Here is a 20,720-nt window from a genome sequence, read left to right as displayed (position 1 = left end):
AATTAAAATGTTTAAGTTAAATATATTTGAAATTAAAATTTTTATAAAAGTTAAAAATATTATTAAATATAAAATGCTATTAAAATAAGCATTATTTAAAATAATTATTAATTTTTATAATTATTTAAAAAATCAAAGATTTCTTAATTTTATAAAAATAAAAAATTTTTATAATTATAATAAAAGTAATTATAATAAAAATTAGGACAAAAAATTAATAAAAATAAAATTAATAATATTAATAATATTAATAAAAATAAAAAAATAAAAATATTATAGAAATAATTAGTAAAAATACTAATAATATTAGTAGAAATGCTAATAGAGATACTAATATTAATATCAAAAGAGTATTAAATAGAATAAAATAAAAAATAGAATAAAATAGAGATTAAACTTAGAATCGAGGCATAAAATAAAATTTATAGATATTAACTAGAATAATATAGAATAATATAAAATAATATAGAATATTCTAGAATATTATTTAGAATATTAAGTAGAATATTAAGTAGAAATCAAATAGATAATAATTTAAATAATAATATTTATAAAAAGAAAAGGCAAAGGAAAAAGTAAAAACATTATTCTAATATTCTAATTAACTTACTTTCTCCTTCAACTTCTTTTAATTCATTTATTTTTTGAATAGCTTGTTGAATATTTTTCTCTTCAGTTTCATGAGTAACAATTATTATTGGGACTGATTCACTATCTATATTTGTTTTTTGTGTTATTGATTCAATACTTATGCCATTTTTATTTAATGTTCCAGTAATTGTTTGGAGAACTCCTGGTTCATCAACTGTAGTTAGGCTAATATAATATTTTGATACAACATCATCTATATTTTTCATTGATTTAACTTGAGATTCTACTGGACCATAGCTAATTCTTTTACTTTCATTAAATATAATGTCAAGACAATCACCAACAACAGCACTTGCTGTTGCCATCCTTCCAGCTCCTTGACCATATAACATAACAGGCCCTACGAAATCACCTATTAAATATATTGCATTAAAAACATCATTAACTGATGCTAGTAGATGATCTTTTTTAATAAAAGTAGGATGAACTCTAATTTCTAGTCCATCATTAGTTTGCTTAGCTATTCCTAATAACTTTATCACATAATCTAATTCATTTTTAGCAAATTCTATATCTTCAGGAGTTATTTTTGTAATTCCTTCAACATGGAATTTTTCTTGAGGAACATACTCTCCAAAACCAAGTTTTGTAAGCACAATCAATTTTTGAGCAGTATCATGACCTTCTATATCGAATGTAGGGTCAGCCTCAGCATAACCTTTGTCTTGAGCTTCTTTCAAAACATCTTCAAATTTTAATCCTTCTTCACTCATTTTTGTTAGAATGTAGTTAGCTGTACCATTCATAATTCCATAAATAGCTTCAAAACGGTTTGCAGATAAACATTCATTCAAAGGTTGAAGAACTGGTATTCCTCCTCCAACACTAGCTTCAAATGAGAACCGCACATTATTTTCATCAGCAGTACTTATTAGTTCTTCCCAATGCTTAGCTATAAGTGCTTTATTTGCAGAAACAACATGTTTTCCATTTTCCATAGCTTTTAAAACAAATGTTTTAGCGGGTTCATACCCTCCAACAAGTTCAATAACAATATCAATATCATCATTTTCCAAAACATCATTAACATCAGTGGTTAAAATACTTTCATCTATTTTAACTCCTCTATCAGTTGTAATATCTAAATCTGCAACTTTTCTAAGATGCACTGGTTTTCCACATTTTTTAGAAAGAATATCCTGATTTTTATTGAATATTTCTACTACTCCAGCACCTATTGTACCAAAACCAATAAGCCCTATGTTTATTTCACTTTTACTCATTAGATCTCCTCAAGTATAATATTTGATATTTAGTATTTGATATTGTATTTGATATTGATTATCTTTAATTTTCTAATTTCTTCTTAAATTATTAGATTTTTATAAATATTAAATTCTTATAAATTATTAATTTTAAATTTTTATAAATTTTAATTTTAATATTTAATTATTATTTATAATTCTATATTTATTTCTTAATAATTCTATATTTAATTCTTTATTATTTATAATTATGATTTTGAGTATGTTCTTCTTAAATGATTTTGTTAAAACACTTATCACTTTAATACTTAGCTATTTAAAATACTTATCACTTTAAATACTTATCTTTTTTAACAATATTCTTTTTAATTTTTTAAGGAATATTTTTAAGGAATACTTTCAAGGAATCTTCTTTTAAGGTATATTTTTCAATTTTATGTATTCATTTATAGATTCTCTTGTGGTTCCAACAATTAATCTATAACTTTCTTCTTTATTTTGACCTTTTCCTTTTAAAACACGTTCAACCTTTCCTTTTGCTATTATCCTTTCATTTTCAATAGCTTGCCCCGCATATGTATGAGTAAATGAAGAAATCTCATTAACTTTATTAATTAATTTTTCATTTCCATCATCAACTTCTAATACTTTTAAATCTTTAACTTTGTATGTAGCAGGATTATCAAATGATGCAATTGCATCTTCAACAACAGTTTCTACTTTAGCTATTCCAATTGGTTCATATCGGGTGTCTCCCCATTTACCTTCTATTTCGTCCCAATTACGAGTAGCTAAAATATCAAATAATGTACCTTCGATTATCCCTCTGTTATTTTTACGATCCTCATACCAACAAAATTCTTCTTTTGTTAAACTAGAATCTTTCATTCTTTTATTGTAAACTTTTTCCCAATATTCATCTTTTATAGGATTAAGAGTTATTTTCTTTATTTCGTTTTTTTTATTTGTTTTGATTCTTTTTTTTCCATCATCTACTCCAATTTTATTAATTTCAACTTCTTTACCTTTAAATTTTTTAAATGTTTCCATAGCTTTTCTGTGGTTTTCAAGACCATAAACCACAAAATCGATGTCTGAAACAGTATCTTTTTGAAGTTTTGGAAGAATAGAACCAGATATTCCAAGATTTTTATAATCTATTTCTGCCTTATAATGAAAAAAGTCAGCTATCTTTAATAATTTATTTATTAGCTGATTATTTGAAGGTTTTTCTTTTTCATCATTCATTATTTCATTTAATCTTTCTTCAGGTTTTATAATTTCTTGCACTTTGTTTTTTGGAACACCCATCATTTCCACTTGACTAATATCACAAAAATACAAATATTCCGGATGATATTTTCTTAAATAATCATAAGCTTCTTCTGATGTGACTTTTGAATATTTTTTTCCATCCTTTTCACGATCTCCATTTTCATCAGGGATATATCTTAAAAATGAAATAAATCTATCCTCTGGATGAATATAATTTGTAGATGCAAAGAAAAGATCATCTTTAGTATAAATGAAATCTCTAGTTCTAACTTTCATGAATATTGCCCCTTTTTTAAAATTTACTATCCCCTTTAAGTTTGCTAATTTATTAAATAGCGACTATAAGGAATAGATTATAAGAATAATATTTATTATAATAATAAATAATTATACTGAGTATAAATATAATTATATTAGGATTTTTATATCTTAGAATTTTTATATTTTAGAATTTTTATATTTTGATAATAATTTTTTTTATTTTAATAATTATTTTAATAATATAATTATATTATAATTATTTTTTTATATTATAATTTAATAGTATAATTATAATAATAGCTAAATTCATATACTATTTCATACTTTATTAAAATTACTAATCTTATTAAAAAGTTAATAGATAATCTTATTAAAAAGTTATAGAATTATTAAAAAATAGGATTAAAAAATTATAAGAATTTAAAACTTTTATTAAGAAAATAATGAAAATTTTAGTTATAGAAATTCTAATTAGGATATATGTGGAATTTACATGTTAATTACTCATAAACATCTTGAAGAAAGTATTGAATATGATGGGAGTCAAATAGAAGCTTCTTGGGCTTTTAAATCATTTGGAATAAAAGGTTCGAGCATAATAACTTGGATTGGCTCTATGAATATCACTCCTGATAATTTAAAGGACTTTGAAGATGTTGGTTTAGAAATAAAGTCAGATAAAATTATTAATATTATTGTAGAACACTTTGACGAGCAACCTGCTAATTTAAGGATTGCTTATATGCGTCAAAGATTATTGGTTGTTATATTAAAGGATATGTTGTCTAAAATGGGAATTGAATCTATTCGTAAAGGAGATGATATTTATATTGTTTCTAAAGCTAAACCCAAATCCAAATCCAAAAGTAAATCTTCAAATAGATTATCCAAAACTATTTATAAAAAACTTACAGTTTCAATAGCTACAATATCTCAAAGTTCTATGAAAATCCATTTAGGAATAAATTTAACTAGTGAAGGAACTCCTGAAGATGTTGAAACTATTGGAATACTTGAATTATTTGAAGATATTAATTTAAATAATATTAAATTAGACAATACTAATATAAATAAAACCAACTTAAATTATATTAGTTTAGATAATGCTAATATGAATGATATTAATCTAATTGATTTTATAAATAATATTGTTAAAAATTATATGGATGAATTGAATGATATTGAATTAGACATAAGCAAAACTAATTTATTGTAATATTTAATAAGTTTTTTGATAATTATATGTTATGATTGATAATTATATTATTGATAATTATATGTTTTATGATTTGTTTTATGTTTTAATTTGTTATTTTTGTTTTTTAGTAATTAATTTATTAGTTATTATATTATAATAAATGGAGTAAAAATTATGAAGATTATGATTAATGGAATTAATGCAGGTTTAAGATTTTCATCTGCTCATATTATCCCTGCCCATGCTTCTTGTGGGTTTATTCATGGACATTCTTATTTTGTAGATGTAGAAATTGAAGGTAATAGATCTGGAGACTATGATTTTGTGGTTGATTTTAAAGATGTAAAAAATTCTGTAAGATCTATATGTAAAAAATTAGATCATCGAGTTTTAATTCCAATTAATAATAAAAATATGAAATTTAAAGGAATAAATCATTTTGAAGAATTAGATTCAGATGAAAAAGAAGAATCAAAAGATTATCAAGATGAAGATCTAGATAAGTCTACAGATTCCGAGGATTATAAAGATTCAGATAAATCTGCAGATTCAGATAAATCTATGGATTCAAACAAATCATCGAATTCAGATGAATTATCTGTTCTTGATTTCTGCAATAAAGATTATGTGGAATTTATTATTAAAAATAAGGAGTATAAGTTCCCAATGGAAGACTGTGTCCTTTTACCATTAAAACACAGCTCTGCTGAAGAATTATCACAATATTTTGCAAATATTATATTTGAAGATTTAAAAGAGAAAGGTCATGAAATTGATTCTGTATCTGTCTGTGTAAATGAAGGAATTGGTCAAGGAGCTTTCTGTAAAAAGGAATGATTTAATGAAAGCACCTATAGTAGAAATTTTCTCGAGTTTTCAAGGAGAAGGGTTATGGATTGGCAAAAGACAAATATTTATTCGTTTTGCTGGATGTAATCTAAATTGCAATTATTGTGACACTAAGAATAGTCAAAATGTTAATAATGGAATCTTAAAGTCTGTTGAAGAAGTAGTTAAGAAAATTAAAGAATTAGAAACTCCAGATTTGCATTCTATTTCATTTACTGGAGGCGAACCTTTGTTATATTTTGATTTTATCAATGAAATAATCAGTCAAACTGATTTTAAAATTATGATCGAAACCAATGGCACATTGCCTGATTCTTTATCTAAAATTAATAATTTAAACTGTGTATCATTAGATTTAAAGCTTCCAGAACATTTTAATAAGGATTGGAATGAGGAAATATTTAATAATGAAATTCTTTCAATAAAGTCATTGATAGCTAATAAAAAAAACTTTTATTGTAAAATTGTAGTATCTCCTTCAACTAGTTTAGCTACTATAAAAGAATTAGGGGAAAAAATTCATAAAATATTTCCAAATGATAAATTTTCAATTGTACTTCAACCAGAAAGTCCTATAAAACAGTGGAAAAATAAATCAAATGCTTTTTTTGAGTTTTCAGAGTCTCTTGGTGAATATTTTAATGTTTTTATTATTCCTCAAACACATAAAATTCTTAATATTGAATGAATTTAAAATATAATAATATTAATTTAAAATATAGTAATACTAAGCTAGAATATAGTAATACTGATTTAGAATAGTGTAGTATTGATAATATTGTAAATATTGATTTGTATTATAATTATTTTTAATCAATTTATTATAAAATTTTTATTAACTTTTTATTAGGTATTATTAATTTTTATCATTTAATTTTTTATTATTTCTATTGTTTTTCTATTTATTATTTTTCTATTTATTTTATTTTTTTATTATTAATTACTTTATTAAAATGTTATAGATTGATTTTTTTTTATTATGGATTATTTTGTTATTATGGATTGTTTTATTATATATTATGCACTTATTTCATATAAAATTGCATGATTTTTAGAAATATTTATATTTTTTTAAATCTTGATTATATTTATTAAATATTATTACACTTATTGATAAAATTTGTTGATATTATTTATAAAATTGAAAATTAAACAAAAAATATTTATGATTAATCACAGATATATATAATCTAGATAACAAACAACAGAAGTTAAAAAATCTCTTATATAATATAAACTTTTATTTTAAGTTATCTAATTTTGCGTTATGTCTATAGAGGTGTATAAATGAAAGACAAAAGTGCCATAAACTTAAGAAAATCCATGGAAAGAGGATCTATAGAAAGTGAAACCAGAGTTTCAGAACATGTTGGTGACATAATGTCATTAGCTAAAAAAGAGGTCATATCTGTTCCTCCAACTACTAGTATAATAGAAGTCGCTGAAGTTATGGTAAAACAAAAATTCAGAAGAATTCCAATTACAGATCCTGGATCTCAAAAACTTTTAGGAATAGTAACTGCTATGGATATTTTAAATTTCTTAGGAGGAGGGGATAAATTTAATATAGTTGAAGAAAAGTATAATGATAACTTTTTAAGAGCTATAAATGAGTCTGTAAGGGAAATAATGACTCGTGATGTTATCTCCATGACAAACAAAGATTCAATCAATGATTGTATTAGCTTAATGTTAGAGAAAGATGTTGGTGCTCTTCCAATTTCAGATGAAAATGAAAAATTAGTGGGTATTATAACTGAAAGAGATTTTGTTTTGGCTATGGCAGGTGTTTTAACTGAAGAGCTAGTTGAAGACTTTATGAGTAACAATGTTATTACAACTACTCCTGGTACACCAATTGAAAGTGCTTCTAAAATAATGGTTAGAAATAAACTTAGAAGAATTCCAATTTTAGCAAAAGCTATAGAAGATACTGCTGTGCATAATGAGAAAGAAAGTCTAGAAGGTATTATAACTTCTAGTGATGTTTTAAAATTTTTAGGGGATAACGAACTATTTAGTAAAATGGAATCCAATAGTGCTCTTAGGGTTTTAGAAACTAAAATTTCTGAGATAATGGAGGATGAAGTTATTGCTGTTGAGCCATTAACTCGTTTAGGAGATTTGTGTGAAATATTAAGAGAAAAAGATATTGGTGGGGTCCCTGTTGTTAAAAATGGAGAGCTTTTAGGTATTATAACTGAAAGTGATATCTTAAAGGCGATTAAAAAGTAATTAAATAAGTATAATTAACAGATAATAGATTTTGTTCATTATTGAGAAATGTTGATATAAACCTTATTTAATTATAAGATTTATAATTAATAAATGTTATTTTATTAAAATCATTTATAATTAATAAAAAAAGGTTTATATTCTATTTTAAAATGGATTGTCCTGAAATTTAATATAATAAAATTGATATATTATGTAAAATTGGTATATTATGCAATTTTTAGCTTATATATAGATTTTAGTGCATGATTAATATTTTTATAAAATTTCGTATGCTTTGGTGATAAATATGCAAGTAAAAAACTTAATGTCTGAAGAGTTAGTAACTATTGATAAAGATCAAAATATTTGTGATGCTCTTAGATTAATGAAAAAACACAAAATATCAAGACTTCCTGTCACTAATCAAAATGAAAACAATGAAAAAGAGTTAGTAGGAATTATTGCAGAAAAAGATATTGCTACAAAATTAGGATCTTCAAAATATGGCAATTTAGCTCCTTCTCATTTTCATGTTTCTACAGTAATGGTTAAAGATGTTATTACTGTAGAAGATGATATGGATATTAATAAAACAGCTAAAATGATTCTTGAAAAGAATATTGGTGCAGTCCCTGTTACTTCTAATGGTGATCTAGTAGGAATAATTACTAAATCTGATTTTATAGATATTTGTAAAGGGAAAGCATATGAAAAAATATTAGTTACTGAGATAATGAGTAGTGAATTAATATCAGTCTCTTCTCAAGATAGGTTAGTTCATGCAAGAAGGGTTATAATGGATTCTAATATTGGAAGACTTTTAATAAACGAAAATAACGAACTTGCAGGTATATTAACCTCTAAAGACATAGCTAGGGCTTTAACTTCATTTAGAAAACATGTTCCAGATAAATATAAACAAGCACAAATAAAAAATATACTGGTTGAAGAGGCAATGTCTCCAAATGTCAATAGAATACTTTCAGATGCTAGTGTATCTGATGTTGCTAATGCAATGTTAGAAACTGGATATAATGGATATCCAATTGTGAATGAAGAAGATCAAGTTATTGGTATTGTTACTCAATCTGATTTACTTGGTTTAATTGTTGATTTAGAACTAGGAGGATAATTAACTAGTTCTTTTTTTCCTTTAGTTATTCTTTTTATTTCTTATTTTTTATCCTTTTTTGGCATTTTAATTAATTTTTAGTCATATATATAGCTATAGTTTTAAAAATTTAATTTCAATTAACTTGGACTAACTCAAACTAGTTTAGATCAGCTTAAATTAGTTTAAATTAGATTATATTAATTTAAATTAAATTATATTAGTTTAAATTAATTTAGATTAAATTATATTAGCTTAGATTAAGTTAGATTAATGGATTAACTTTGATTAGTTTAATCTGAATTAGTTTAAATAGTTTTAAATAACTTTAAATAAGTTAAAATAAGTTTAAATAGGTTTAAATAAGTTTAAATAATTTATTAAGGAGTTTTTAATATAGATTCAAAATTAAATTCAAATAATAGTCAAAAAAAGTCTAAAATTGCTTTTTTAGGTCCTAAGGGCACTTTCACTCATGAAGCTGCATCTATTTTAGAGGGTGAATTAGTTTCTTATTGTTCTATTCCTTCTGTTATGAGTTCTGTTGTTACTGATGAATGCTTTAAAGGTATAGTACCTATTGAAAATTCTATTGAAGGCCCAGTTGGTTTAACCTTAGATCTTTTAGCTCATAAAATTAATCTTAATATTGAAAGAGAACTGATTATACCAATTAGCCATAATCTTCTTGTTGATGAAGATAATTACAATAATATTATTGATATCAGTGATATAAAAGACGTATATTCTCATTCACAAGCATTGGCTCAGTGTCAAAATTATCTAGAAAACCATAATATGAAAACTCATTTCACTTTAAGCACTGCTGCAGCTGCTAAGTCTATAAAAGGTAAAATTGGTGTGGGGGCTATTGGAACATTAAAAGCTGCAGAATTATATGGTTTAAAAGCAATCGATAAAAATATTCAGGACATAAAAAATAATCAAACAAGATTTATTGTACTTTCTAAAGATCAAACTGAAATTTCTGGTAATGATAAAACTTCAATTTTATTCTCTCTTTTTGATGATAATCCTGGGGGGCTTCATGATATTTTAGGAATTTTTGCAAAGAATAATATTAACCTTACTAAGATTGAATCTCGCCCTTCTAAAGAAGGACTTGGTAAATATATATTTTTTGTTGATTTTGAAGGCCATAAAAATGAAGATATTATTGAAAATATCTTAAATACTATTGAAGAAAAAGTATCTTATTTAAAAATATTGGGTTCTTATCCAAAAGTAAATCTTGGACCAAAAGTAAATCTTGGATAAATTATAAATAAACTAGTTTACATATAATTAATTCATATAATTAAAAGTTTAAATTATTATATAAAATTTGTTATAAAAATGTATATTTACTATAAATATATTTATTGATTTTTTATAAATATATATTAATAAAAATATATATTAACAAAATAAATATTAAATGTGTTATAATAAAATAATAAATTAAATAAGATACTAATGTATTATAATAAGAATTAATATAATTAAGTTAATATTTTAAATATTATTTTTAGAAAAAAGCCTTATGAGGTGGATAATATTAATCAAGATAAACAAAAGCTTTTACAGATTATGCAAGAGCTTAAAAAAGATTATGAGGCAGGAAATATTTCTGAAGATAAATATAAGTATTTATCTAATGAATATTCTAATAGAATAGCTAATCTGGATGCTACAAATAGAATAAGGTCTATGCAAGGTAGAAAAAGTGATGAAAAACTTAAAACTCATTCTGTTCAAAGAAGCATGGCTGAAGCTAGTAAAAAAGAAGATCAAGATCTTATTAACAAATATGTAGTAAAATCAAAAGATGATAAAAATATAAAAGAAACTGTTCCAGTTTCTAATAAAGGAAAATATGCTATTTTAGCTGTTGTATGTTTAATCGGTGCTTTTCTAGTTGGAATAAGCTTTGGATTGTTCACTAGTCCTCAAACAGCTATTCCTGCTGCTTCTGTTATGGTTGATGATAATGCATTCCCTGATTTTTTAGCTAATGCTACAAACATTACTTCTGATAATAGTAGTATTCAGACTACTACTGATGTATCTGTTGATACTAATTCTTCTAGTGATGGGTCTGATTCTGGAGATTCTAATGATGATTCGGATAGTGGCGGCAATGGTAATGATAATGGGGACAATACTGATTCTGGAGATTCTAGTGGCGGAAATTCTGGTAATTCTGAATCTAAAACTTCTAATTGATCTATAACACCAAAGAATTAAATGGGTGAATTAATGAAAAAATATATTTTAGGTATCATACTTGTAATAGCTGTTATTTTTGTATCTGGTTGTATCACTTCATCTAGTGATAATTCTGGTGTTAATGGAACAGAACCTCCTAAAACTCTGGCTAAAAATGGTGTTTTGATTAAATATCCTGGATCTTGGGTTGTAGCACAATCTGATGTAAATAATTCTATAATAGCTGTTGCAGATCCTAAATTTAAAGATTCTGTAACTGGATTTAGTAGTGTTAATGTTAATATTCAAAAAAAAGAGCTTCCTTCATCTTTGGATACTTACTTTAATCAAACATACTCTAAACTATTTTCAAATTCGAGTTACACTCCAGTTGCTATAGGAAACACATCTATTGGCTCATATAATGCATTAGAAGCTGTTTACACTCAAGAGGCAAATGAGTCAATAAAACAACATAGGGCAATTTGGATAGAAAATAATGGTGAAGTTTTTGTTATTCTATGTACAGCTCCTCAGGAAGATTTCCAAAATCAAATTAAAAACTTTGATTTTATATTAAATAACTTTAAAATAACTTAAAAGATTTAAGATAACTTAAAAACTCATAATTATCGTTTAAATTTATTATATTTTTAACTTTAATTTTTTAAATTTTAGTTTTTAAATTTAGTCTTTGATCTTTAATTTTAATATTTAAATTTGATCTTTTTAGATTTAATCTTTAAATTTAATCTTTAAATAAACTTGATCTTTAAATTTAATATTTAACTTGATTTTTAGATTTAATCTTTGACTTTTATATTTAAATTTAATTTTTAGATTTAATTATTTTTAATAATTGATATTTTTCAAAACTTAATCATAAAAAATTAGCCTTGAGGGTTTAAAATGAAAATTATATTATGTATAACTGGAAGTATAGCTGCTACTGAATCAATTAAATTAGCTAGAGAATTAAGAAGACAAAATTTTGAAGTTAAAGCATTTATGAGTGATGCTGCTACACAGATAATTCATCCTAATTCTATGGAGTTTGCCACTGGTCAAAATGTTGTTCTGGATCTCACTGGTCAAATAGAACATGTTAAATATTCTCAAGCTGATTTAATATTAGTTGCTCCAGCTACTGCCAATGTTATAACCAAATTTACGTATAAAATATCTGATAATCCTATTAATTCACTTCTTATAACTGCTCATGGTCATAACACCCCTATTTTATTTGTTCCATCTATGCATGACTCTATGTTTAAATCAATTTCAGATAATATTAATAAGATTAAATCAGAATCTGATTATAATAAATTAAATTTTGTAAATCCTAGAATAGAAGAAGGTAAAGCTAAATTTCCAAAGATTACTGATATTGTATTAGAATCTAAAAGATTGATTAGTTTAAATAAGAATATAGCTGAAAGTAATAAAAATGAAGATTTTATAAATGAAAGAGATGATGAAATTTCAAATATAAAAAGTAAAAAAGTTTTAATTACTTTAGGTGGAACTTATGAAGCTATTGATCCTATAAGGGGTATAAGTAATAAATCTTCTGGAAAAATGGGATTAGAATTAGCTAAAGAGGCTTATTCAAGAGGTTTAGATGTTAAAATTATAGCTGGAATAGTGGATGTGGATATACCTAAATGTTTGGATGTGACTTATGTTGAATCTAGTGAAGAAATGAATAAAAAGACAAAAGAATTAGTAAATGAATATGATATTTTTATAGCTACTGCTGCTGTTTCTGATTTCGCTCCAATCAATAAAAAAGATTCTAAAATATCTTCTTCAATCAACCTATCTCTAGAATTTAAGAAAACTGAAAAGATTATTAAACAGATAAAACAAATAAACCCTAATATATTTTTAGTAGGTTTTAAAGCTGAATATAATATTTCAAATGATCAAATGATAGATTTAGCTAAAAAACAAATGAAAGAAGTGGGTACTGACTTAGTTGTTGCTAATGATGTTAGTATTGAAAATTGTGGATTTGGTTCTGATAATAACCAAGTTTTACTGATTGATAATGATATTCTCGAACTTCCAGTTTGTTCTAAATCAGAAATAGCTGAAATAATATTTGATAAACTAGAAAAAAGATTTTTAAACTAAAAAGATTTTTTAAACTATAAAAAAAAGTTTGAATAATATGATTTTAATCAGTATATTTATATTATAATATTTTTAATAGTATTATTTTTAATAGTATTTTTAGGTTGATTGTATTGGTTTTATTACGATTATTTATTGTAGTATTTTTATAGTAAACTTTATTATGGTGAACTTACAAATAATATATTAAAATATATTAATAATAAATTATAATGTAAAATTATAATATAATACTATAATATAATACTATAATATAATACTATAATATAATAATATTATGTAATCTAATATAATAATTAGGTAATTTTATAATATAAAATTAGATAATTTTAATTAATAGTTTTAATATTTTTTTATTTTATTGTTTTTGTAACTTATATTTAATAATTTCAGATTTGAATATACTATATTTGAATATACTATATAATATAAATATACTATATAATATAAAATCACTGTTCTATTAATTTTTTCAATTTTTGTAGAAATTTTTTAGAATAAAATTAAATAAAGTTATGAAGCATTAATTATAGAAAACATTATATATCTGTAAAATACATAAATATTATTACTTAGATTGAACATGTTAAATTGATTTAGATTAAATTATGTTAATATGTTTATTCATTCCTAAGGTTTGTGAATATATCTAATTAAAACTATGCTAATTTTATAATATAATATTTAATTATTATCAAATTTTTTATTAAAAATTGTTTACAGGTGATTTTTAGCTTTATTTTTGAAAAATAATTTTAAAAAATAACTTTAACTTATAACTTTAAATTAATTATCCGTATTGTTAAAATTTATATTAATTAAAAGTTATATTAATATTAATTAAAACTTATATTGATTATTATTTATATTAATTATTAAAATTCATATTATATTATTAAAATTTATATTATAATAATTCAAAATAAAAATTATTGTTTAATAGAATTATTATCATTAAGAGGTGTTATTGGATGAATAATAAAAACACATTAGATACATTAGAAGGCACTACAACTGTAGGTATTACATGCACTGATGGTGTTGTCTTCGCTAGCGAAAGAAGAGCTAGTATGGGAAATTTGGTAGCTCATAAAGTCGCGGAAAAAATATTCAAAATTGATGATCATATTGCAGCTACAATTGCAGGATCTGTTGCTGATGCACAAAGTTTAATGAAAGTTATAAGTGCGGAAGTTTCATTATATAAAATGAGAAATGGTGAGAATATTAGCATTGAATCTGCTTCAGCTTTAGCTGCAAATATTTTACACTCTTCTCCATTGTATGTGCAAACTTTACTTGGTGGAGTTGATGAAAATGGAGCTTCAATTTATTCTCTTGATCCTGCTGGAGGAATGATTAAGGATTCATTTATATCTACTGGATCTGGTTCTACTTTTTCCTATGGTGTACTAGAAGACAGAGTAAAAGAAGATATTACTGTTGAAGAGGGTGTTGATGTAGCTATTAGGGCTATTAGATCAGCTATGGAACGGGATACTTATTCTGGAAATGGTATTTTAGTAGCTACTGTTGATAGTGAAAAAGGCTTCGAAATGTTATCTAAAGATATTGTTGAAGCAAAATTAAAAGAGATTAGTTAATTTAACTAATTTTACATTTTTTATTTATTAAAACTTATTTTATTAAAATATGTGTATATTGGAAAATACTTGAGCAAACAAAATATTATTTGTTAAAGACTGTTTTCATGAAAATACATTTTTTACAAAATTTAAATTAAAAATTCTTATAATATTTTTAATATTTATAATACTAATATTTCATTTCTAGGAATTTTTAGAAATTTCTAGAAATCATTTTTACATATAGTATTTCATATTAATTAAACATTTTAAAATACATAAATTTCAAAAATCATATAATTTTAGATTATATTTCAAATTTTTGAATTATTTTTGAACTATTTAATTATTTGGGATAATATAAAATTTAGAATAATATAAAATATTTAGAAAGGATAATATAAAATATTTAGAATTTTTAGATAATTTTTGTTTAAATCAAGATTTTTACACATCTTATTTTTCAAAGTGATTATATGACTTCAGAGATTCTTGAAGAAATCAAAAAAACAATCGTACAAAGACTTCCTGAAAGAGTGCAAGTAGCTAAAGTTGAATTTGAAGGTCCAGAAGTTGTTATTTATACAAAAAATCCAGAAATAATAACTGAAAATGGAGATTTAATTAGAAATTTAGCTAAAGACCTAAGAAAAAGAATCATAATCAGATCTGACAAATCAGTACTTTTAGATCCTGAAAAAACAATTGACAAAATACATGAAATTGTACCAGAAGAAGCAAAAATTACAAATATCTATTTTGATGAGGTAACTGGTGAAGTTGTTATTGAAGCTAAAAAACCAGGGCTTGTTATTGGAAAATATGGAGTAACTTCTAGAGAAGTTGTTAAAAATACTGGTTGGGCTCCTAAAATATTAAGAACTCCTCCAATATCTTCTGAAATTATTGAAAGGGTTAGAAATACTCTTAAACATAATAGTAAGGAGAGAAAAAAGATATTACAAGATCTCGGTACTAGAATACATCAAGGTTCAAAATATGAAAATGAATGGGCAAGATTAACTTCTATGGGAGGATTTAGAGAAGTTGGTCGTTCATGTATGTTACTTCAAACACCAAATAGTCGTGTTCTTCTTGATTGTGGAGTTAATGTTGCTGGGGATGAAAAAAGTGCATATCCATTCCTTAATGTTCCAGAATTTTCCTTAGCTGATCTTGATGCAGTAGTAATTTCACATGCTCATTTAGATCATACTGGATTTTTGCCTTATCTTTATCATTATGGTTATGAAGGCCCTATTTATTGTACTGCTCCAACTAGGGACTTGATGACACTACTTCAACTTGATCATATTGATATTGCTCATAGAGAAGATGATCCTCTTCCATTTAATATTAAACATGTTCAAAAAAGTATTAAACATACAATAACTCTTGATTATGGTGAAGTAACTGATATTTCTCCTGATATTCGTCTTACTCTCCATAATGCTGGACATATTCTCGGTTCTGCAATGTCTCATATGCATATCGGTGATGGTCAACATAATATGGTTTATACTGGGGACTTTAAATATGAAAGAAGTAGACTTCTAGAACCTGCTACAGCTAGATTTCCAAGAGTTGAAACTGTTGTTATGGAAAGTACTTATGGTGGTCATGAGGATGTTCAACCTTCAAGAAATAATGCTGAAAAACAGATGATGAAAACTATTTATAAAACTCTTAAGCGTGGAGGAAAAGTTTTGATTCCTGTTTTTGCTGTTGGAAGAGCTCAGGAATTAATGATAGTTTTAGAAGAGTATATGCGTCATGGTATGATAGAAGAAGTTCCAATTTATATTGATGGTATGATTTGGGAAGCTACAGCTATTCATACTGCAAGACCAGAATATTTAAGTAAAGATCTTAGAGATCAAATATTCCACATGGGTAGAAATCCATTTATTTCAGAATCTTTCCATAAAGTTCAAAATGTTAATGAAAGGAAAGATATTGTGGAAGGTGAGCCTTGTATTATTCTTTCAACTTCTGGTATGTTGACTGGTGGTAATTCTGTTGAATACTTTAAATGGTTGAGTGAAGATGAAAAAAGCACTCTTATATTTGTTGGATATCAGTCTGAAGGTTCTCTTGGTAGAAGAATACAAAAAGGATGGAAAGAAATTCCTTTAAAAGAAGAAGGTAAGACTAAACTTTATAATGTTAAAATGGAGATTAAAACTATTGAAGGTTTTAGTGGTCATTCTAATAGGCGTCAATTAATGGAATATGTAAAGAAACTTTCTCCAAGACCAGAAAAAGTTATAATGTGTCATGGAGATGCATATAAAACATTAGATTTAGCTTCAAGTGTTCATAGAAGTTATAAAATTGAAACTAAGACACCACTTAATTTAGAATCTACTAGAATTCAATAAATGACTCTTAATATAATAGTTTTTTAATATAATAATTATAAATAATATGAAATCAATAAATATTCGTGTTATAAGAATATTCATATAATAGATTTTCATATAAACTTTATAATAAATATATTGAAAAATATTAATCTATATTTAATTTTTTAAATCATTCTAATAAATAGTTTTAGGTTGATATAAAGGTATTGAGTTGATATATAGGTATTGGGTTGATATATAGATATTGGATTGATATATAGATATTAGGTTGATATAAACATAAGTATTATATTAAAATTGAGTTATTATATATTTAAGTCTATATATTAAATTTAGGTTAGTTAAGTTTAGATATATAGATATAATTAAATTTAGACATGATTAAGTCTGATATAATTAAGTTTTAGATATCGTTAAGGATAAATATAGTTAAGTTTTTTATATAAATATTTCAATCATTAATTTATTTTAGAAAAATGGTGAGTAAATGGTTACCTATTCCGATTCTGGAGTTGACATAGATCTTGAAGAAGTTACAGTTGCCAAATTGGCAGAAAAATTAAAACCAACCTTAAAATATAGGGATATTATAACTGAAAGTGGGCATTTTGCAGCTTTAGTTAAAATTGGCAATCGTGGAATTGCAATGAGTACTGATGGTGTTGGCAGTAAAATATTAGTAGCTAAGATGATGGAAAAATATGATACTATTGGTATTGATTGTATTGCGATGGTTGTAAACGATATACTATGTGTAGGTGCAGAGCCAATAGCTTTAGTTGATTATCTAGCTGTTGAAGAACCTAATCCTGAAATTGCTGAAGAAATTGCTGAGGGCCTTGCTCATGGTGCAAAACTTTCAAACATAGCTATAATTGGTGGAGAAACAGCTTCACTTCCAGAAGTCGTGAATGATTTTGATCTTGCTGGAACTGGAATTGGTTTTGTTGATCTTGATAAAATTATAACTGGTGCAGATATTTCTGATGGAGATATTCTTATTGGTATTAGAAGTAGTGGTATTCATAGTAATGGTTTGAGTTTAGCTAGAAAAGTTCTTCTTGAAAATAATAAATTTGATATTAATGATCCTTTACCAAATGATCAAGATACTACTATTGGAAAAGAGTTATTACGCCCAACAGAACTATATGTTAAACCAATTATTAATTTACTTGAAAATAATCTTAATATAAAAGGTTTAGCTCATATAACTGGTGGTGGATTTAATAATCTTAAAAGATTAAATAAAAATGTTGGTTTTGACATAAATAACCTTCCTGAACCTCAAGAAATTTTTAAATTAATATATGATCAGGGAGTATCTTTAGAAGAAATGTATAAAGTATTCAATATGGGTATTGGTTTTGTTGTAATTGTTTCTGAGGAAGATGCAGATAAAGCATTAGATAATTTAAAAAATAATTGTGAATCATATAAAATCGGTAAAGTAACATCAGATTCCAATAAAGTCAAAATTACAACTTTTAAATCTAATGAAATTGAATATTAAAAATTAGTTAAATTGAAATAAATTGGTTTGAAAATGTTATTTATAATAATTTGATTTGAAATATATTATTTAAAATAAATTAGTTTTAAATATATTGAAATTTGAAATATATTAATTTATTCATTTTTAGCTATTTTATTAATTATAACTACTTTAAAAATATTATTATTTATAATAAGTATTATTTATTAATTATAATAAAATATTATAGTAAAAATATTAAAATAATAAGTATATTAATAATGATTACTTATGAGAAATATTATTTATAAGAAGGAATATTATTTATAAGATAAGAAATTTAAAATATTTAGGGTGTTTTAATGATATTAACAGCAGAAAAAGAAAAATCACTTTTAATAGCAATATTAACTAAACTGGGCTTGAATAAAGAAGATGCTGAAATTGTAGCTGATGCTACTTTAGATGCTGATTTAAAAGGATTTACTTCTCATGGAATTGGAAGATTCCCTCAATACATTCATGGTATTGGAAATGGTAATATTAAAACCGATGGAGATCTCACAATTGAAAGAGAAACCGATGCTATGGCTCTTGTAAATGGTAATGGTCTTTTTGGACAACTAGTTGCTCATAAATCTATGATGTTGGCAATTGAAAAAGCTAAAAAAATGGGTATAGCGGCTGTAGGAACACATAATTCTAACCATTTTGGAGTTACTGGATATTATTCTGATTTAGCTATAAGGAATGATGTTATAGGTATTGTTACTGCTAATACTGAACCAGCTATTGCTCCTTTAGGAGCAAATAAACCTATGATTGGAACTAACCCAATTGCTATAGGAATCCCTTCTAAAGATACATATATTGCTGTTGATATGGCTACTTCTGCTTCAGCTAGAGGAAAATTATTAGAATCTTTAAGAAAAGGTAAAAAGATACCTGAAGGTGTTGCTTTAGATAGTGAAGGTAATCCTACAACAGACCCTGCTGAAGCTTTGAAAGGATCTATATTACCATTCGGTGCACATAAAGGATATGCTTTAGCTTTTATGATTGAATTAATGACAGGAACTTTGGTTAATGCTTCTGTTGGAACTGGAGTTAAAGGAACGGCTAATCATACGCAAAAATGTACTAAGGGAGATCTTTTCATAGCTATTGATCCTTCTAAGTTTGTTGATCTTGATGAATTTAAAGAAAAAAATGAAGAGTTTGTTACTGAAGTTCGTGAAACTGGGGATACTTTTATTCCTGGTGATCTTGAAGTGAGAAATATTGCCGAAAATGAAAAATATGGATTAGCTGTGGATAAAAAATTATATGATAATTTAAAGGAAATTTGTGATGGTTTAGATATTGATATTAATGAATATATCTCTGAATAATTTGGAATATATTTATAAATTTTTTAGTTATAAATTTTCTTAATGATTATTAAATTTAATGATTATTCATATATTACTCTTAATAATTATTTCTATTATTATTCCTATAATTATTTCTATTATTATTTCTATTAATCATTGGTATTATTAAACTAAATTATTTCATATTTTAATTGTTTTAAACTATATTACATAACATTTAAAATTATTTTAAACTTAAATTATTTTATATTTAATATATAAATTTAAAATATTCATATTTTTTTATAAATGAGGTTTTTTAATTGGATAGTAGTGAAGCAGTTTATCAAGGATTGAAATCAGCTGGAATTAATTTTATTGTTAGTGTTCCTTGTGTAAATCTTGGAAAAATACTTGAAATAATTGATGAAGATGAAGATATAATTCATGTTCCAGTTACAAGAGAAGAGGAAGGGCTTGGAATATGTGCTGGAGCTTATTTCGGAGGTAAAAAAACTGCTATTTTAATGCAGAACTCTGGTCTTGGCAACTGTGTAAATGCTTTAGGATCTCTTTATCAGCTATATTCTTTGCCAATTGTAATGATAATGAGTCACAGAGGAACTGAAGGAGAACCAATTGTGGGTCAAGTTCCAATGGGTAAAGCAACTCCAAAAGTATTGGATGCAATGGAATTAGAATATTTTAATCCTAAAAATCCCACTGATGCAAAAGGTATTATATCTAAATCTTGGGATTTGTCTGTTGATAAAGGATCTCCTATTTCAATATTATTAGATATAAACTACTGGTGATTTTTAAACAAATTAT

General features: G+C 24.7%; 16 protein-coding genes. 14 read left to right on the top strand and 2 right to left on the bottom strand.

Going from position 1 to position 20,720, the window contains the following annotated elements; genetic code table 11:
* Window positions 1-584: 584 nt before the first annotated feature.
* Window positions 585-1,874, bottom strand: a complete 1,290-nt coding sequence (locus MBBAR_RS08225) for a homoserine dehydrogenase (protein WP_080460882.1) — start codon at window positions 1,872-1,874, stop codon at window positions 585-587.
* Window positions 1,875-2,270: 396 nt separating this feature from the next.
* A complete protein-coding gene (locus tag MBBAR_RS08220; RefSeq protein WP_080460881.1) occupies window positions 2,271-3,407 on the bottom strand; it encodes a DNA polymerase subunit beta in 1,137 nt (378 codons plus the stop codon).
* Between the two features lie 478 nt (window positions 3,408-3,885).
* On the opposite strand from MBBAR_RS08220, the gene MBBAR_RS08215 reads away from it, so the two are divergent.
* The 14 genes from MBBAR_RS08215 (at window position 3,886) to comD (ending at window position 20,704) form a co-directional block, all read left to right on the top strand.
* A complete protein-coding gene (locus tag MBBAR_RS08215; protein ID WP_080460880.1) occupies window positions 3,886-4,608 on the top strand; it encodes a DUF366 family protein in 723 nt (240 codons plus the stop codon).
* A 156-nt stretch (window positions 4,609-4,764) separates the two neighbouring features.
* Entirely contained in the window at window positions 4,765-5,427 is a 663-nt protein-coding gene (locus tag MBBAR_RS08210; protein WP_080460879.1) for a 6-pyruvoyl trahydropterin synthase family protein, read from the top strand.
* Entirely contained in the window at window positions 5,387-6,127 is a 741-nt protein-coding gene (locus MBBAR_RS08205) for a 7-carboxy-7-deazaguanine synthase QueE (RefSeq protein ID WP_249025055.1), read from the top strand. The genes MBBAR_RS08210 and MBBAR_RS08205 overlap by 41 nt, the downstream gene beginning before the upstream one ends.
* A 599-nt stretch (window positions 6,128-6,726) precedes the next feature.
* Entirely contained in the window at window positions 6,727-7,674 is a 948-nt protein-coding gene (locus tag MBBAR_RS08200) for a CBS domain-containing protein (RefSeq protein ID WP_080460877.1), read from the top strand.
* Between the two features lie 289 nt (window positions 7,675-7,963).
* Window positions 7,964-8,788 carry a CBS domain-containing protein gene (locus tag MBBAR_RS08195; protein WP_080460876.1) on the top strand — a complete coding sequence of 275 codons (825 nt, stop codon included), beginning with the start codon at window positions 7,964-7,966 and terminating at the stop codon, window positions 8,786-8,788.
* A 420-nt stretch (window positions 8,789-9,208) separates the two neighbouring features.
* Window positions 9,209-10,045 carry a prephenate dehydratase gene (gene pheA / locus MBBAR_RS08190; RefSeq protein ID WP_080460875.1) on the top strand — a complete coding sequence of 279 codons (837 nt, stop codon included), beginning with the start codon at window positions 9,209-9,211 and terminating at the stop codon, window positions 10,043-10,045.
* A 270-nt stretch (window positions 10,046-10,315) separates the two neighbouring features.
* On the top strand, window positions 10,316-10,993 hold the full coding sequence (locus tag MBBAR_RS08185) for a hypothetical protein (protein WP_143746174.1): 678 nt from the start codon (window positions 10,316-10,318) through the stop codon (window positions 10,991-10,993).
* Between the two features lie 33 nt (window positions 10,994-11,026).
* Window positions 11,027-11,575 (top strand): PsbP-related protein, encoded by a 549-nt coding sequence (locus MBBAR_RS08180; RefSeq protein WP_080460873.1) that lies wholly within the window; start codon window positions 11,027-11,029, stop codon window positions 11,573-11,575.
* Window positions 11,576-11,884: 309 nt separating this feature from the next.
* On the top strand, window positions 11,885-13,111 hold the full coding sequence (coaBC, locus tag MBBAR_RS08175) for a bifunctional phosphopantothenoylcysteine decarboxylase/phosphopantothenate--cysteine ligase CoaBC (protein WP_080460872.1): 1,227 nt from the start codon (window positions 11,885-11,887) through the stop codon (window positions 13,109-13,111).
* A gap of 971 nt (window positions 13,112-14,082) precedes the next feature.
* Complete coding sequence (gene psmB / locus MBBAR_RS08170) at window positions 14,083-14,715, top strand: archaeal proteasome endopeptidase complex subunit beta (protein ID WP_080460871.1); 633 nt, start codon at window positions 14,083-14,085, stop codon at window positions 14,713-14,715.
* 458 nt (window positions 14,716-15,173) lie between these two features.
* Window positions 15,174-17,078 carry a beta-CASP ribonuclease aCPSF1 gene (locus tag MBBAR_RS08165; protein ID WP_080460870.1) on the top strand — a complete coding sequence of 635 codons (1,905 nt, stop codon included), beginning with the start codon at window positions 15,174-15,176 and terminating at the stop codon, window positions 17,076-17,078.
* Window positions 17,079-17,550: 472 nt separating this feature from the next.
* Window positions 17,551-18,576, top strand: coding sequence for a phosphoribosylformylglycinamidine cyclo-ligase (gene purM / locus MBBAR_RS08160; RefSeq protein WP_080460869.1), 1,026 nt, complete (start codon window positions 17,551-17,553; stop codon window positions 18,574-18,576).
* Between the two features lie 323 nt (window positions 18,577-18,899).
* Complete coding sequence (gene comC, locus MBBAR_RS08155) at window positions 18,900-19,928, top strand: L-sulfolactate dehydrogenase (RefSeq protein ID WP_080460868.1); 1,029 nt, start codon at window positions 18,900-18,902, stop codon at window positions 19,926-19,928.
* 284 nt (window positions 19,929-20,212) lie between these two features.
* Window positions 20,213-20,704: a sulfopyruvate decarboxylase subunit alpha gene (gene comD / locus MBBAR_RS08150; protein ID WP_080460867.1), complete on the top strand. Its 492-nt coding sequence runs from the start codon at window positions 20,213-20,215 to the stop codon at window positions 20,702-20,704.
* The last annotated feature ends 16 nt before the right edge of the window (window positions 20,705-20,720 follow it).

Origin of the sequence: Methanobrevibacter arboriphilus JCM 13429 = DSM 1125 (assembly GCF_002072215.1) — an archaeon.
Classification (GTDB): domain Archaea; phylum Methanobacteriota; class Methanobacteria; order Methanobacteriales; family Methanobacteriaceae; genus Methanobinarius; species Methanobinarius arboriphilicus.
The sequence above is the reverse complement of the archived record's forward strand: the minus strand, read 5'-3'. Positions and strand labels throughout refer to the sequence as shown.